The sequence below is a fragment of the Salmonella sp. SSDFZ69 genome (genome assembly GCF_004010755.1).
Taxonomy (GTDB): Bacteria; Pseudomonadota; Gammaproteobacteria; order Enterobacterales; family Enterobacteriaceae; genus Salmonella; species Salmonella enterica.
On the sequence record NZ_CP034831.1, the window covers coordinates 1,314,944 to 1,330,773 of the forward strand.

13 protein-coding genes are annotated in these 15,830 nt (G+C 53.6%); 7 read left to right on the forward strand and 6 right to left on the reverse strand.

Annotation, left to right across the window (positions count from 1 at the left end; genetic code table 11):
* Positions 1-17: 17 nt before the first annotated feature.
* The 4 genes from ppx to purM form a co-directional block, all read right to left on the reverse strand.
* Positions 18-1,559, reverse strand: a complete 1,542-nt coding sequence (ppx, locus tag EOS98_RS06440) for an exopolyphosphatase (RefSeq protein ID WP_023181768.1) — start codon at positions 1,557-1,559, stop codon at positions 18-20.
* 4 nt (positions 1,560-1,563) lie between these two features.
* Entirely contained in the window at positions 1,564-3,630 is a 2,067-nt protein-coding gene (gene ppk1 / locus EOS98_RS06445; protein ID WP_000529555.1) for a polyphosphate kinase 1, read from the reverse strand.
* Between the two features lie 188 nt (positions 3,631-3,818).
* Positions 3,819-4,457 (reverse strand): phosphoribosylglycinamide formyltransferase, encoded by a 639-nt coding sequence (gene purN, locus EOS98_RS06450; RefSeq protein WP_127821153.1) that lies wholly within the window; start codon positions 4,455-4,457, stop codon positions 3,819-3,821.
* Positions 4,457-5,494, reverse strand: coding sequence for a phosphoribosylformylglycinamidine cyclo-ligase (purM, locus tag EOS98_RS06455; protein WP_000130477.1), 1,038 nt, complete (start codon positions 5,492-5,494; stop codon positions 4,457-4,459). The genes purN and purM overlap by 1 nt, the downstream gene beginning before the upstream one ends.
* A 412-nt stretch (positions 5,495-5,906) precedes the next feature.
* On the opposite strand from purM, the gene upp reads away from it, so the two are divergent.
* The 3 genes from upp (at position 5,907) to EOS98_RS06475 (ending at position 8,706) form a co-directional block, all read left to right on the forward strand.
* Entirely contained in the window at positions 5,907-6,533 is a 627-nt protein-coding gene (gene upp, locus EOS98_RS06465) for a uracil phosphoribosyltransferase (protein WP_000706208.1), read from the forward strand.
* An 87-nt stretch (positions 6,534-6,620) separates the two neighbouring features.
* Positions 6,621-7,910, forward strand: a complete 1,290-nt coding sequence (gene uraA / locus EOS98_RS06470; RefSeq protein WP_000198344.1) for a uracil permease — start codon at positions 6,621-6,623, stop codon at positions 7,908-7,910.
* A 94-nt stretch (positions 7,911-8,004) separates the two neighbouring features.
* The gene (locus EOS98_RS06475) at positions 8,005-8,706 is read left to right on the forward strand and encodes a DnaA inactivator Hda (protein ID WP_061835882.1); all 702 of its coding nucleotides are present in this window, start codon (positions 8,005-8,007) and stop codon (positions 8,704-8,706) included.
* 26 nt (positions 8,707-8,732) lie between these two features.
* Here the strand turns inward: EOS98_RS06475 and arsC are convergent, their stop codons facing one another.
* Together arsC and bepA are read right to left on the reverse strand one after the other, a co-directional pair.
* Positions 8,733-9,092 carry an arsenate reductase (glutaredoxin) gene (gene arsC / locus EOS98_RS06480; protein ID WP_000132650.1) on the reverse strand — a complete coding sequence of 120 codons (360 nt, stop codon included), beginning with the start codon at positions 9,090-9,092 and terminating at the stop codon, positions 8,733-8,735.
* A 39-nt stretch (positions 9,093-9,131) separates the two neighbouring features.
* Positions 9,132-10,595, reverse strand: a complete 1,464-nt coding sequence (gene bepA / locus EOS98_RS06485) for a beta-barrel assembly-enhancing protease (RefSeq protein WP_000489631.1) — start codon at positions 10,593-10,595, stop codon at positions 9,132-9,134.
* Between the two features lie 207 nt (positions 10,596-10,802).
* Here bepA and EOS98_RS06490 point away from each other — a divergent pair, with 207 nt between their 5' ends.
* From EOS98_RS06490 to EOS98_RS06505, 4 genes are all read left to right on the forward strand, one after another.
* A complete protein-coding gene (locus EOS98_RS06490) occupies positions 10,803-11,870 on the forward strand; it encodes an AI-2E family transporter (RefSeq protein WP_000892056.1) in 1,068 nt (355 codons plus the stop codon).
* Between the two features lie 275 nt (positions 11,871-12,145).
* A complete protein-coding gene (locus EOS98_RS06495) occupies positions 12,146-13,333 on the forward strand; it encodes a sugar diacid recognition domain-containing protein (RefSeq protein ID WP_001533732.1) in 1,188 nt (395 codons plus the stop codon).
* 67 nt (positions 13,334-13,400) lie between these two features.
* Positions 13,401-14,669 carry a GntP family permease gene (locus tag EOS98_RS06500; RefSeq protein ID WP_000200859.1) on the forward strand — a complete coding sequence of 423 codons (1,269 nt, stop codon included), beginning with the start codon at positions 13,401-13,403 and terminating at the stop codon, positions 14,667-14,669.
* 5 nt (positions 14,670-14,674) lie between these two features.
* Positions 14,675-15,814, forward strand: a complete 1,140-nt coding sequence (locus EOS98_RS06505) for a glycerate kinase (RefSeq protein WP_000706377.1) — start codon at positions 14,675-14,677, stop codon at positions 15,812-15,814.
* Positions 15,815-15,830 lie beyond the last annotated feature (16 nt).

Genomic DNA, 15,830 nt, shown 5'->3' on the forward strand with positions numbered 1-15,830 from the left:
GGCGTCTGGCTCACAATTTACGCGGCGATCTCCGGCGAGCTTTCTTCCTCAATATTGAGACGCCAGCCAGTTACAGCTTCCCAGTACTGCTGTTCTTTTTCCAGATCAAGCAGTACCAGCGCATTCTGGCTGAACCAGTCATGCGGAAAACATAACGTCCAGTGGCTGTCATCGGTCGTTAGTCGCAGCGTTGGCGGCGTGGTGGTCGCCTGCCGCTGGTTGTTCAGTAATACGCCCAGCCGAAGTAGCTGAATTAACGGCAGATACTGTTTTTTCTTAAACAGCGTAAAGCGGGGCATATCATCCAGTTTTATGGCTTTACGATGGTAACGCACCAGCGTCGCCATCATCATTTGCTGCTCCTGATTAAAGCCGGGCAAATCGCTGTGTTGCAGAATATAAGCCGAATGGCGATGTAAACCGCTGTGATTAATATTCAGTCCAACCTCATGCAGCATTGCCGCCCAGCGAAGCAACGCTTCAAGCTGCGGATGCGCCAGTTTTGGCTGCTGGGCCTGCCACTGTTCGTACATCTGCATGGTGGTTTCCAGCACGCGTCTGGCCTGTTCTCTGTCAATGTTGTATTGATTGGCCAGACTTTTTGCGGTACGGCTGCGAACATCCTGATGGCGGAAGCGGCCTTCCATTTCATACAGCACGCCTTCGCGCAACGCGCCGTCGGAAAGGCGAAGCTCGCGGATAGCCAGAGCATCAAAAACGCCGCACAGAATCGCCAGGCCCGGCACAAAGACCGCTTTTCGTTCTTCAGACAGACCCGGCAGGCTGAGCGCATTAAAGGAGCGGTGCTTCAACACTTCTGACTTCAGTTTATCGAGGCGCTCCGGCGTAATGAAGCCATCTTTCTCACCCAGCGCCAGGAGAACTTCATGAGCGGCCTTAATCGTACCGGAAGCGCCCATCGCTACGTTCCAACCCTGAATACGATACTGCCAGGTTAAGGTTTCCAGTTTTTGCGCCGCCGCCATTCGGGCGCGCTGGAAGTTTTCTTTATTGATAATGCCGCCGGGAAAGTAGAGCTGCGCGAAGCTCACGCAGCCCATACGACGGCTTTCAACCAGCCTGGGTTCGAAGTTTTCGCCAATGACCAGCTCTGTTGACCCGCCGCCGATATCGATCACCAGCTTGCGGCCTTTTTCCGGCTGCGTATGTTCTACGCCCATAAAAATCAGGCGCGCTTCTTCGTTACCGGAAATAATCTCTATCGGGTAGGGAATAACCTTTTCCGCGCGTTTGAGAAAATCAGCGGCATTTTGCGCCTGACGTAACGTATGGGTGCCTACGATACAGACGCTGGAAGGGGAGAAACCTTGTAAGCGTTCAGCAAACAGCGACAGACAGCTAAGCCCCCGTTCCATGGCTTCTTCGCTGAGTTTGTTATCTGCGCCCAGCCCGTCCGCCAGATGGACGCGCTGTTTTAAACGGCCGATAATCTGCATTGCGCCGTCAACCACGCGGGCAATAACCATATGAAAGCTGTTTGAGCCGAGATCGACCGCAGCGAACTCCTGCGGGCGGGGGGATTTATCGTAAATTGGCATAGCGTTAGTCTGGTTGCTCGAGTGATTTGATGTAGTCATAAATTGCCAGCTGCGCCTGGACTTTACGGCGATTGCCGCGCGGTACGTAGCGGTTGCTGAGTTCTTTATCGATAAAACGCGCTTTTACCGTGTCGCTAAACAGAATGTCAATGATATCCAGGACGCGTTGTTTAAGCCGCGGGTCGAGGATAGGCGTAGCGACTTCGATACGGTAGTCAATATTACGCGTCATCCAGTCAGCTGAAGAGAGCCAAACTTGCTTATCACCGCCGTTTTCGAAAATATAAACCCGATCGTGTTCCAGATAGCGATCCACAATGCTAATCGCGCGAATATTATCGCTAATGCCTTCCAGTTGCGGAATAAGAGAACACATACCGCGCACCAGCAGATTGACCTGGACGCCCGAACCCGACGCGGCGTATAGCCTGTCGACCAACCCTTTATCGACCAGGTTGTTAAGCTTTAAGGTAATCCCTGACGGTAAGCCTTGCTGGGCATTGGCGATTTCACGATCGATCATCTCATACAGCAGACGCCGTGAGTTTTGTGGAGAAACCATCAAATAATCGAAAGTGACCGGGCGATAGGGGTTTTCAATAAAATTAAAGACCCGGCGCACTTCATTGGTAATGCGCGCATCGGCGGTCAGCAGCGAATAATCGGTATACAGCCGCGCCGTTTTTTCGTTGAAGTTACCGGTGCCGATATGCGCATAACGCACCACGTCATCGCCCTCTTTTCGTGAGATGAGGAAGAGTTTGGCGTGAATTTTCAGCCCGGGCGCAGAGAAAATAACATGGACGCCCGCTTCGGTTAACCGCTTGGCCCAGTGAATATTCGCCTCTTCATCGAAGCGCGCCTGCAACTCCACCACCACGGTGACTTTTTTGCCGTTATGGGCGGCATGGATCATCGAGTCAATAATGCGCGAGTCTTTCGCTACGCGATAAATATTGATTTTGATCGCCAGCACGCTTGGGTCAAACGACGCCTGACGCAGCAGTTCCAGCACATGTTCAAAGGTGTGATAAGGATAATAGAGCAGCACATCACGTTCACGAATCGCGTCGAAACCGTTACGAAACTTCTCTTTATCAAACCAAAGATGGCGTAACCGCGGTAACGGTTTATTGACCAGGTTGGCTTTACCGACATTCGGAAAATTAATAAAGTCTTTAAAATTGTGGTAGCGCCCGCCGGGTACGATTGAGTCATACCGGGAGATCGTCAGTTTTTCCCGCAGCACGTCGACCAGCGCGGCGGGCATATCGCGTTGATAGACAAAGCGCACAGGTTCAGCGGTCAGGCGCTGCTTCAGGCTGGAAGACATCAGCTCCATCAGACTGGATTCCATCTCATGCACCAGGTCATATTCGGCATCGCGGGTCATTTTCATCGAATAGGCATTAAGCGCGTCATAGTCGAAGAACCCTTTAAAAATGTCATCCAGGCAGTAGCGCAGAATATTATCCAGAAGGATCATCGGCTTGCGTCTGCGCGGTGTTTCCGGCGGCAGATTAACGAAGCGTGGGACTTTGTCGGACGGTATCTCCAGCAGCGCATAGTTGATGGTGTCGCCGCGGATAATCTCCACCGCCAGATAGGTGTAATCATCTTTTAAAAACTGAACAAGATCCGTCTCCCGGTTAATGAGAATCGGGGTAATATGCTGGCGCAAATAGTGCTTAAAATAGTGGCGCAACCAGCTTTGTTGGTTCACCGAGAGCTGACGCTCGTTGATCAGAAAGATTTGATTACGCGCCATTTCCAGCAGTAATTCGTTGTACAGGCCGTCGAACTCCTGGTCTGCTTTCAACACGCGGGACTGAATTTTGCCTAACAAATGGCGTGAATGAGAATTTGAACCCTGTTCTTCGCTGATAATAATGCGTCGTTTCAGTTCAGCGAAACGCACTTTGTAGAACTCGTCGAGGTTATTAGAATAGATTCCCAGGAACCGCATCCGCTCAATCAACGGGTTGGATTTGTCCGCCGCTTCCTGTAACACGCGTTCGTTAAATGCTAACCAGCTTAGTTCTTTCTCGATATATAGCTTTTCCTGACCCATTACTACCTATACTCCGTTTTATTCACGGGACACTGCCTGATGATTATGGCGAGCATTACGCGTTAATGTCCAACTGCGCCAGAAAAATATGACAATAAACTGATAGCATAAAGGAAGGGAAAAGAGTAGGCCGGATAGGCATTTATGCCGCCATCCGGCAAGCAGACGCAGTCCTGTTCGATGACGTATTATTCGTCAGACGCATAACCTTGCGGCGGCAGACGACGCCCGTCCAGCCAGGCGGCGTTATCGCGCATCTTTAGACGCCCCTGCGCAAACCAGCTAATCACCAGCGGATAAATCGCATGTTCCTGAGTCTGTACGCGTGCGGTGATATCATCTTCGCTGTCGTCGGCAAAAACCGGCACCTTCGCCTGGAGAATGACCGGGCCGCCGTCGAGCTCGTCTGTCACGAAATGTACCGAGGTACCGTGCTCCTCATCGCCGTTTTCCAGCGCCTGGCGATGGGTATGCAACCCCGGATATTTTGGTAGCAGGGAAGGGTGAATGTTCAGCAGACGCCCGTAGTAATGCGCGACAAACATCGGACTCAGAATACGCATAAAACCAGCCAGCACGACCACATCGGGCGCATACTCGTCTATCTTGCGAATCAACTCGCGATCGAAGGCGTCGCGGCTGTCAAACCGATCGGCAGTCAGCGCTTGCGCCGGAATGCCGGCTTCTCTGGCGCGTTCAAGGCCGAACGCGTCGGCCTTATTGCTGAATACTGCCCTGAGGGTGCCTTTAATTTTCTTCGCTTCGCAGGCATCGATAATCGCCTGTAAATTGCTTCCATTGCCGGAAATCAGCACCACAATATTCATTATTCAATAACCACACGCTGTTCGGAATCAGAGGCTTTGATAATACCGATTTTCCATGCGTTTTCACCTTTCTCGTTTAGCAGAGCAAGCGCTTTGTCCGCTTCCGGAGCGGAGAGCGCTATCACCATGCCGACGCCGCAGTTAAAGGTACGGTACATTTCATGTCGACTGACATTACCGGCGGTTTGCAGCCAGGTAAAGATGGCGGGCCACTGCCATGACGACTCATTAATTACCGCCTGGGTATTCTCCGGCAGAACGCGCGGAATATTTTCCCAAAAGCCGCCGCCGGTGAGGTGGGCGATAGCGTGCACATCGACGTTTTCAATCAGTTCCAGAACCGATTTTACGTAGATACGGGTCGGTTCAAGCAGATGATCGGCCAGCGGCTTCCCTTCCAGCAGAGTGGTTTGTGGGTCGCAGCCGCTAACGTCAATAATTTTCCGCACCAGCGAATATCCATTCGAGTGCGGGCCGCTGGAGCCGAGTGCAATCAGCACGTCGCCTTCGGCAACCCGGGAGCCGTCGATGATTTCTGATTTTTCGACTACGCCGACGCAGAAACCCGCCACATCGTAATCTTCGCCGTGATACATGCCCGGCATTTCCGCCGTCTCGCCGCCGACCAGCGCGCAGCCGGATTGCAGGCAGCCTTCGGCAATACCGTTGATCACGCTGGCGGCGGTATCGACATCCAGTTTACCCGTGGCATAGTAATCGAGGAAAAACAGCGGTTCCGCGCCCTGAACGACCAGATCGTTTACGCACATTGCCACCAGATCAATACCGATAGCGTCGTGGCGCTTTAAGTCCATCGCCAGGCGAAGTTTGGTGCCTACGCCGTCAGTGCCGGAAACCAGTACCGGTTCACGATATTTTTGCGGCAACGCGCACAGCGCACCGAAACCGCCCAGACCGCCCATAACCTCCGGGCGGCGAGTTTTCTTCACTACGCCTTTGATTCGATCAACCAGAGCGTTACCCGCATCAATATCGACGCCGGCATCTTTATAGCTAAGAGAGGTCTTATCGGTCACTGCCTGGTTCCCCACGTTTTTTCTTGCGGTAAAAGTTAAATTCGGCGCAATTCTAACAGGGAAAGCAAACGTTTGCGAGCGTGGTCTGCGCCCTGGATATCCGGACGATTTTTTTGGCATGGTTTCGGTCGCTGCTTGAAAATTTCTCTGTTGGTAAAAAAGAAAAGGATATCCAGCACTTGGTTTACGACAGGCGGTCGGGACAGGCCATTCATCCTTAAAATTGCTAAGATTCAAACGGTTGTTAGCCTTTATCGCCTGTTTCAACGTGAGTGATTTATACTCACTTTTCCGCTATCTGCGCTTTTGGTTGATCCAGGTCAAGCATACATTGTGTTGCGTCAGAGAGGAAAAGCGGTATAATCCGGCGATTTTTTTGTGGTTGCCAGTCATCTGAGGATAGGAGAAGAGTATGAAGATCGTGGAAGTCAAACACCCACTCGTCAAACACAAGCTGGGTCTGATGCGTGAAAACGACATTAGCACTAAACGCTTTCGTGAACTCGCCTCAGAAGTAGGCAGCCTGCTGACGTATGAAGCGACAGCCGACCTGGAAACGGAAAAAGTCACTATCGAAGGCTGGAATGGCCCGGTGGAAATCGACCAGATCAAAGGTAAAAAAATTACCGTTGTGCCGATTCTGCGCGCGGGTCTGGGCATGATGGAAGGCGTTCTGGAAAATGTACCGAGCGCGCGTATCAGCGTAGTCGGGATGTACCGTAACGAAGAGACGCTTGAGCCAGTACCTTATTTCCAGAAACTGGTATCGAACATTGATGAGCGCATGGCGCTGATCGTCGACCCGATGCTGGCGACCGGCGGTTCTGTCATCGCGACCATCGACCTGCTGAAAAAAGCAGGCTGTAGCAGCATTAAGGTGCTGGTGCTGGTCGCCGCGCCGGAAGGCATTGCAGCGCTGGAAAAAGCGCACCCGGACGTTGAACTGTACACCGCCTCTATCGATCAGGGGCTTAACGAGCACGGATACATTATTCCGGGGCTTGGCGATGCCGGCGATAAGATTTTTGGTACCAAATAAGTGAATAAATAATTAAAAGCCGACTTTAAGAGTCGGCTTTTTTTTGAATAAAACAACTCATAACAAACACACTTAGAGGAAAACACTATGACGCGCCGTGCTATCGGGGTGAGTGAAAGACCGCCGCTTTTACAGACAATCCCGCTTAGTTTACAGCACCTTTTCGCCATGTTTGGCGCGACCGTGCTGGTGCCAGTTCTGTTTCATATCAACCCCGCGACGGTGCTGCTGTTTAACGGTATCGGAACGCTGCTGTATCTCTTTATCTGCAAAGGTAAAATTCCGGCCTACCTCGGATCGAGCTTTGCCTTTATTTCCCCGGTACTACTGCTGTTGCCGCTGGGTTATGAAGTGGCGCTGGGCGGTTTTATTATGTGCGGCGTGTTGTTCTGTCTGGTCTCTTTCATCGTTAAAAAAGCGGGCACCGGCTGGCTGGATGTGATGTTCCCGCCTGCGGCAATGGGCGCAATCGTTGCCGTCATCGGTCTGGAGCTGGCTGGCGTCGCGGCGGGGATGGCCGGATTGCTGCCTGCGCAAGGGCAGTCGCCGGACACGAAAACAATTATCATCTCCATGGTCACGCTGGCGGTGACGGTGTTCGGCTCCGTACTGTTTCGCGGTTTCCTGGCGATCATTCCGATTTTGATCGGCGTGCTGGCGGGCTATGCGCTGTCATTCGCGCTGGGAGTGGTCGATACCACGCCGATTGCCCAGGCACACTGGTTTGCGCTGCCGACTTTCTATACGCCGCGTTTTGAATGGTTCGCGATCCTGACGATTCTGCCCGCGGCGTTGGTCGTGATCGCCGAGCATGTCGGTCATCTGGTGGTGACGGCGAATATCGTCAAAAAAGATTTAGTGCGCGATCCCGGTTTGCACCGCTCGATGTTCGCTAACGGACTGTCGACGATCGTCTCCGGTTTCTTCGGCTCCACGCCGAATACCACCTATGGGGAAAATATTGGCGTCATGGCGATCACCCGCGTTTACAGTACCTGGGTTATCGGCGGCGCGGCGATTTTCGCCATTCTGCTTTCCTGCGTTGGCAAACTGGCGGCGGCGATTCAGATTATCCCGTTACCCGTGATGGGCGGCGTCTCGCTGCTGTTGTACGGCGTTATCGGCGCGTCGGGGATTCGCGTCTTGATCGAATCAAAAGTCGATTACAACAAAGCGCAAAACCTGATCCTCACCTCGGTGATTTTGATCATCGGCGTGAGCGGCGCGAAAGTGCATATTGGCGCGGCAGAATTGAAAGGGATGGCGCTGGCGACCATCGTCGGGATTTGCCTGAGCCTGATTTTTAAACTGATTAGCCTGTTGCGTCCGGAAGAAGTGGTACTGGAGGCAAATGATGCGGAGTCTCCGCATCAGTAACGGGTTGCCGGGCAGCGATGCTGCCCGGTTCTATCTCAAGGGAATTATGTGGTAAACTCAGCGCGATTTTATGTCATCCTGGGTTGAGGTATCTCTGAACACACCGGCACAGCTCTCTTTGCCACTTTATCTTCCTGACGACGAAACTTTCGCAAGTTTCTGGCCGGGGGATAACGCCTCTCTACTGGCCGCGTTACAAAACGTGTTGCGCCAGGAACATAGTGGATATATCTACCTTTGGGCGCGTGAAGGCGCGGGCCGCAGCCATTTGCTGCACGCCGCCTGCGCTGAACTGTCGCAGCGTGGAGATGCGGTAGGCTACGTCCCGCTCGATAAACGTACCTGGTTCGTGCCGGAAGTGCTCGACGGTATGGAACACCTCTCGCTGGTGTGTATTGATAACATTGAGTGTGTCGCTGGCGATGAACTGTGGGAGATGGCGATCTTTGATCTCTATAACCGCATTCTGGAGTCCGGTAAGACGCGGTTATTGATCACCGGCGATCGGCCGCCAAGACAGTTAAATTTGGGCTTGCCCGATCTCGCTTCCCGTCTGGACTGGGGGCAAATCTATAAACTCCAGCCTCTTTCCGATGAAGACAAACTTCAGGCGCTACAGTTGCGCGCCCGGTTACGGGGGTTTGAACTGCCGGAAGATGTCGGGCGGTTTTTACTCAAACGTCTTGATCGCGAAATGCGCACGCTGTTTATGACGCTGGATCAGCTCGATCATGCGTCGATCACTGCCCAGCGAAAACTGACGATCCCGTTTGTCAAAGAGATCCTGAAACTGTAATACGCCGCGACGGCGGCGTTCAACGGTTAACCGAGGATGTCCAGCACCTGCTCAGGCGGTCGGCCAATGCGCGCCTGACCATTTGCCACCACAATGGGGCGCTCCATCAGTTTAGGGTGTTCAACCAGCGCCTGGATTAACGCCTCTTCACTCAGCTGGCTATCCGCCAGGTGAAGCGTCTTATAGAGATCTTCTTTCTGGCGCATCAGTTCGCGCGCGCTGGACATGCCCAACATACGCAGCAGTTCCCGCACGGTGGCGGCGTCGGCGGGCGTATCCAGATAAAGCACCACTTCCGGTTCCACGCCGTTAGATTTTAGCAGGTTCAGCGTGTCGCGGCTCTTCGAGCAGCGCGGGTTATGGTAGATTTTAATCGTGTCGGTCATGAGTTCTCCTTGTGACGCCATCCGGCTAATAAACGGCGATTACATTTTCGTGTATGGCTTGAAGCGTTCCTGTAACTGGCGCAACTGGTCGATACGCGCATCGTAACGCGCCTGTTGCTGGCTACCCAGTTTTGCCTGGGCGCTGGCGCTACTGAGCAGTGAAATTGCCTGATCCAGTCGTCCCGCCAGCGCATAACTTTCAGCGCGCGCCGCCAGCTCCTGATCGCGGTTGTTCAGCGCGGCTTCGGCCTGAGCAAGCAGATCCCAGCCGTTACCGTCATCTTTATGGCTAAAGGTGTAGCGATTCAGAATGGTTTCCGCCGCTTTCGGCTGGCCTCCCTGGAGGTACGCATTGGCGAGGTTTAACTGCAGCACAGGATTAACGCGCAGATCGCGGGCATTTTTCAGGCGATTAATCGCGTCGTTGGCTCTTTTCTGCCCCAGGTCAATATCGGTGGCGAGGTCAAGATACCAGGCATTGTTCGGCTCTGCGCTTAACAGCGGCTGCAACGTTTTGCGCGCTTCATCGTACTTGCTCGCTTCCATCGCCTGCAACGCCCGGCCATATTGCGCCGCATGTTGCTGACGCACGTTGCCTTTAGACCACTGATCCAGCAGGTCGCTGGTAAGCTGGTTACGTCCGGAATTGTACATTCCCAGGGCGCGCGCTTTGGCGAGATAGAAGTCAGCGGAAGATTGCACCACGACCGGACGCATCTGGTTGGCACGGTTGCGGGCATCCGCAAGGCGGCTTTCCGGTAAGGGGTGAGTGAGCAAAATTTCAGGTGGTCGCGTGGAGTAACGCGCCTGGTCGAGCAGTTTTTCGAGGAAAGAGGGCATCGCCTGTGGGTCAAATCCGGCGCGTTGCAGTACCTGAATACCAATACGGTCGGCTTCTTGCTCATTTTGCTGGGTGAAACTTATCATTCCCTGGCGCGTTCCCGCCAGAGTACCGGTTAGCGCCGCCATACCGGCCTGTGGGCTGGCCATGGCCAGCAAAATGGAACCCAGCGCGCCCACCCAGGTAAGCGGCGCGCTGCGCTTTTGATCTTCCATCGCGCGCGCCAGATGGCGCTGCGTCACGTGGGAGATTTCATGCGCCATGACTGAAGCTAGCTGGCTTTCGTTATCCGCGTAGCGAAAAAGTGCCGAGTGCAGCACCACATTGCCGCCAAAGAACGCGAACGCGTTGATTTCGTCATTATTGATCAAGAAAAAATGGAAGGGCGTTTTGACGGAGTCGGCGTGCGAGACCAGACGCATCCCCAGCGCGTTAATGTATTGCACCAGCAGCGGATCGTTGATTAACGGCGCGCTGCCGCGTAGCTGGCGCACATAAAAGTCGCCCATTTGCATCTCTTGTCCGATAGAAAGCGTGCTTCCTGCCGAGGTTCCCATATCGGGCAGCGTGTCGGCAGGGTCGGCAAATGCGGGCGCGACCTGACCGAGAGCCAATGCTGCAATGAGGGTTGCCACCAGGTTTTTTTTCAACTGCCTGAACATAACCTCTATCCTGTTGTTTTGAGATAGCCCTTTGACCAACGTCGTGAAATATCGTTCCACGCTCCGACACTTCATAAGTGTAACTGTGATGAGCACAGACTCACTATTTTAGTTTCCTGAATCAACGATAAAAAGCGAAGTCTTTTTTGTGACATTTCGATACAATTCGGCATCACAATCCCGCAGTTGAGTTCTGGGAAGGGTTTTATGCTCGAAATGTTAATGCAATGGTATCGCCGTCGCTTCAGCGACCCGGAGGCGATTGCCTTGCTGGTCATTCTGGTGGCTGGTTTTAGCATCCTCTTTTTCTTTAGCGGCCTGTTAGCGCCGCTGCTGGTCGCTATCGTACTGGCCTACCTGCTGGAGTGGCCGACGGCGCGCCTGCAGGCGATTGGCTGTTCCCGGCGCTGGGCAGCCTCCATTGTCCTTATCCTCTTTGTCGGCATTCTGTTATTAATGGCGTTTGTGGTGATGCCGATTGCCTGGCAGCAGGGTATTTACCTGATTCGTGATATGCCCGGTATGCTGAATAAACTGTCCGATTTTGCCGCGACCTTGCCGCGACGCTATCCGGCGCTGATGGATGCGGGCATTATTGATGCGATGGCGGAAAACATGCGTACCCGGATGCTTAACATGGGCGATTCGGTGGTGAAGTATTCGCTGGCTTCGTTAGTCGGGCTACTGACGCTGGCGGTATATCTGGTGCTGGTGCCGCTGATGGTCTTTTTCCTGGTAAAAGATAAAGAGCAGATGCTGAATGCCGTGCGCCGCGTGCTGCCGCGTAATCGCGGGCTGGCGGGGCAGGTGTGGAATGAGATGAATCAGCAGATCACCAACTATATCCGCGGAAAAGTGCTGGAGATGGTGGTGGTGGGCGTAGCGACCTGGCTGGGCTTTTTGCTGTTTGGCCTCAACTATTCGCTGCTGCTGGCGGTACTGGTGGGCTTTTCAGTCCTGATTCCCTATATCGGCGCCTTTGTGGTGACAATTCCGGTGGTGGGCGTCGCGCTGTTTCAGTTTGGTCTGGGGACGGAATTCTGGAGCTGTTTTGCCGTTTATCTCATTATTCAGGCACTGGATGGCAATCTGCTGGTACCGGTACTTTTCTCCGAAGCGGTGAATTTGCATCCGCTGGTGATTATTCTGTCAGTGGTGATTTTCGGCGGTCTGTGGGGGTTCTGGGGAGTGTTTTTCGCCATTCCATTGGCGACGCTGATTAAAGCCGTTGTCCATGCCTGGCCGGATGGTCAGGTGACGGATGCCTCATCCTGAGCGGTCTGTACAAAAGTTGTAAAGCGTGAACGACATCATAGTGCCCTGCCGCGATTTTGCGCACGCCTGATGAGGGACAAGCGCTTAGAAAGCCGCTCTTTTTTTAATGCCGCACCGTGTTGCGGCATTTTTATTGTTGGAACCTACAAAATTCTCGCTGTAAAGCTGCCAAAATTTGGTGACTTAGCCTAAGCATTCTTCTGAGAAATTCGTTAATAAGTGACATCATTGATGCGAGATTGTTTTTTTAATGTGAAGCGATAACGAAACAGGGAATGAGTGTGTTGAGAAAACATTACTTGAAAGGGTATACCGCGCGGCAAATTGTACAGCGAGCCATGAAAATTATTCCTTACTCGGTAAACGTCATGGATGAACATGGCGTCATTATCGCGTCTGGCGAACCTTCGCGGCTTCGCCAGCGTCACGAAGGGGCCATTCTGGCGCTGAAGGAAAACCGTATTGTAGAAATTGATTCCGCTACCGCCAATCAGCTAAAAGGCGTGCGATCCGGCATTAATCTTCCCATCTCTTTTCATGAACAGCTTATCGGCGTGGTCGGCATTACCGGCGAGCCGGAGGAGGTTCGCGCGTATGCCGAGCTGGTTAAAATGGCGGCGGAGCTGGTGATCGAGCATATGGTGCTGATCGAACAGCGACAGTGGGATAAACGCTATCGCGAAGAGCTGATCAACCAATTGATTTTGCGAGAAAATTCAACAGAGTCGTTGCGCTCTATGGCGGCCTATCTGGGCATTGATCTGGCGGTTCCCAGAGTGGTGCTGATTATTGAACTTTCCCAGCCGGATCGTGAAGCGCTGCGCAATGTAATGGATTATTTCGAGAATCACGCGCGCAACCATTTGGTGACGTTTACCGAATTTAATGAATTAATCATTATTAAGCCTATCACGTTAAAAGAGGGAAAGTGGAATACCCGCCAGGAAATGGGTGAATTGCAGATTTTTAAATCATGGGCTGCATCATCGGGCTTTAGCCGTATTTTGGTTGGGGGCTATTTTGCCGGCGAGACGGGATTGCACCGATCTTTGCTCACTGCGAGAGCCACGCAGGCGATGGCGAAAAGACAAAAGCTGCGCAGCCAGTACATTTTTTATCATGACCACGCGCTTCCCGCGCTGCTAAGCGGGCTGTCTGAAAGTTGGCAAGTGCAGGAGTTATCGCGTCTGTGGCTGCAACTGGCGCAACATGACGCGAAAGGCGTATTGCAACAGACGCTGCGGACCTGGTTTGAACATAATTGTGACCTGACGCAAACGGCCAAAGCATTGCATATTCATGTGAATACATTGCGCTATCGCTTACAGCGCTGTGAGGATATTACGCACATAAAAATCAATGAGTTAAAAAGTACGCTTTGGCTTTATATCGGTATGGAGCTCCAGGCCGAATCTGTACCGTCCGACAAGTTACCGCTGCCTGGTCGAATCGAAATTTGTTGAAAGCTCCAGCGGATTTTTAGGCGGGTTTTTCCATACTGCGCGTTCCATGTTAAAGGAGGCGCAGTATATGACGTCGATATCCACCCTGGGAGCCATTGCCGCATTGGTTGTGGCCATCGTATTAATTTTAAGAAAAGTGTCGCCAGCCTACGGCATGATGGCGGGCGCGCTGGTCGGCGGTTTGATTGGCGGCGCCGATCTTCTGCAAACCGTGTCGCTGATGGTGTCAGGCGCGCAGGGCATCGTTAATGCCGTATTGCGTATTCTGGCCGCAGGCGTACTGGCGGGCGTATTAATTGAGTCCGGGGCGGCGAATACGATTGCTGAGACGATTGTCCGCAAAGTGGGGGAAACCCGGGCATTATTGGCATTAGCCATTGCCACACTATGTTTGACCGCTGTCGGCGTATTTATTGATGTGGCGGTGATTACCGTCGCGCCGATTGCGCTGTCGATTGCGCGTAATGCAGGCCTGTCAAAAAGCGCTATTCTGCTGGCGATGGTCGGCGGCGGCAAAGCGGGTAACGTGATGTCACCCAACCCGAACGCTATTGCCGCCTCCGATGCGTTTCATGTTCCTCTTACCTCTATTATGCTGGCGGGCGTGGTTCCGGGCATCGTTGGGCTTATTATCGCCTATCTGTTAGCGAAACGGCTGAATAATAAAGGCGCGGGCGTCGCCGATCATGAAGTGACTCACCATGATGACTCCGTCGCCAGACCCGGCTTTCTGGTGGCGATTAGCGCGCCGCTGGTCGCTATTTTCCTGCTTTCTCTCCGTCCATTTGCCGGCATTTCCATTGACCCGTTAATTGCCCTGCCCGTAGGGGGATTGGTCGGTCTGCTGTTGATGGGACGCGCGCGCCACTGTAACCAGTACATGGTCGCCGGTCTGATGCGTATGGCGCCTGTCGCTATTATGTTGCTGGGAACCGGTACGCTGGCCGGCATTATCGCTAATTCCGAACTTAAAGATGTCCTGATTCATGGCCTCACCGCTTCGGGATTGCCGTCCTGGCTGCTGGCGCCCGTGTCTGGCGCCATGATGTCAATGGCGACGGCCTCAACCACGGCGGGAACGGCGGTGGCGTCCGGCGTTTTCTCTCCCACGTTACTTGAACTTGGCGTTTCCGCCCTGGCGGGAGCCGCTATGATCCATGCGGGCGCCACGGTGCTGGACCATCTGCCGCACGGCAGCTTTTTCCACGCGACGGGCGGCAGCGTCAATATGCAAATTCATGAACGTTTAAAGCTAATGCCGTATGAAACGCTGGTGGGGTTAGCCATTACCTTTATTTCTACTCTGATGTTCGGTTTCTTTGGTTTTGCAGGATAATCCCTATGAAAATTGTTATTGCTCCTGATTCATTTAAAGAAAGTTTGTCCGCAATGGCGGTCGCTGAGGCGATAGAAAAGGGGTTCCGCGAAATTTATCCTGACGCCGACTACGTTAAAGTGCCCATGGCGGATGGCGGAGAAGGAACCGTACAATCAATGGTGGAGGCCAGCGGCGGGCGTTATGTCGACCAGTGGGTACAAGGCCCGCTTGGGCAACCGGTGGCCGCGCGCTGGGGAATGCTGGGCGATAGCGATACCGCCGTGATTGAAATGGCGGCGGCATCCGGGCTGCATCACGTTTCGCCTGAATTGCGCAACCCGCTTAATACCACCAGCTACGGCACCGGCGAGTTAATCGTCGCGGCGCTGGAGCGTGGCGTAAAGCGTATTATTCTGGGAATTGGCGGCAGCGCGACGAATGACGGCGGCGCGGGGATGATGCAGGCGCTTGGCGTTATATTGCGCGATAAACAGGGGCGCTCGCTTTCTCCGGGCGGTGAGGCGCTGGCGGCGCTGGCCTCTATCGATCTGTCCGGTTGTCACCCATTGCTGCGTAAGGTATCGATAACCGTGGCGTGCGATGTCAACAATCCGCTGTGTGGTCCCCAGGGCGCATCGGCCATTTTTGGCCCACAAAAAGGGGCGACAGCGGAAATGGTGAACACCCTGGACGCGGCGCTGGAAAACTGGGGCCGACATATTTATCAGGCTACGGGACGTGAGGTGATTAACGCTCCCGGCGCGGGCGCGGCAGGTGGAATGGGCGCCGCGCTTTTAGGGTTGCTCAATGCGGAATTACGCGCCGGCGTAGAGATTGTCGTGGAAACGCTACAGCTTGAGCAGGCGGTTAAAGATGCCGATCTGGTGATTACCGGAGAAGGGCGGCTGGACAGCCAAAGTATTTGCGGCAAGACGCCGATTGGCGTCGCCAGAGTGGCGAAGCGGTATCATAAACCGGTTATCGCGCTCGCCGGTGGGCTGCAACACGATCATCACGTTGTGTATCAGCAGGGTATCGATGCGGCGCTGTCGATTTTGTCGCATATCGTTACGCTGCCGGAAGCCTTACACGAGGCGGAATATAACCTGAGCCTGTCGGCGCGCAATGTGGCGGCGATATGGCGTCTGGCGCGGCAAGCCTGACGGCACATTCCCTTTC

Excerpts from the sequence above, each read along its gene's own strand:
- upp (WP_000706208.1), top strand. The coding sequence starts at position 5,907 with ATGAAGATCGTGGAAGTCAAACACCCACTCGTCAAACACAAGCTGGGT.
- purN (WP_127821153.1), bottom strand. The coding sequence starts at position 4,457 with ATGAATATTGTGGTGCTGATTTCCGGCAATGGAAGCAATTTACAGGCG.
- bepA (WP_000489631.1), bottom strand. The coding sequence starts at position 10,595 with ATGTTCAGGCAGTTGAAAAAAAACCTGGTGGCAACCCTCATTGCAGCA.
- EOS98_RS06500 (WP_000200859.1), top strand. The coding sequence starts at position 13,401 with ATGACGTCGATATCCACCCTGGGAGCCATTGCCGCATTGGTTGTGGCC.
- ppx (WP_023181768.1), bottom strand. The coding sequence starts at position 1,559 with ATGCCAATTTACGATAAATCCCCCCGCCCGCAGGAGTTCGCTGCGGTC.
- arsC (WP_000132650.1), bottom strand. The coding sequence starts at position 9,092 with ATGACCGACACGATTAAAATCTACCATAACCCGCGCTGCTCGAAGAGC.
- ppk1 (WP_000529555.1), bottom strand. The coding sequence starts at position 3,630 with ATGGGTCAGGAAAAGCTATATATCGAGAAAGAACTAAGCTGGTTAGCA.
- EOS98_RS06490 (WP_000892056.1), top strand. The coding sequence starts at position 10,803 with ATGCTCGAAATGTTAATGCAATGGTATCGCCGTCGCTTCAGCGACCCG.
- uraA (WP_000198344.1), top strand. The coding sequence starts at position 6,621 with ATGACGCGCCGTGCTATCGGGGTGAGTGAAAGACCGCCGCTTTTACAG.
- EOS98_RS06505 (WP_000706377.1), top strand. The coding sequence starts at position 14,675 with ATGAAAATTGTTATTGCTCCTGATTCATTTAAAGAAAGTTTGTCCGCA.
- EOS98_RS06495 (WP_001533732.1), top strand. The coding sequence starts at position 12,146 with ATGAGTGTGTTGAGAAAACATTACTTGAAAGGGTATACCGCGCGGCAA.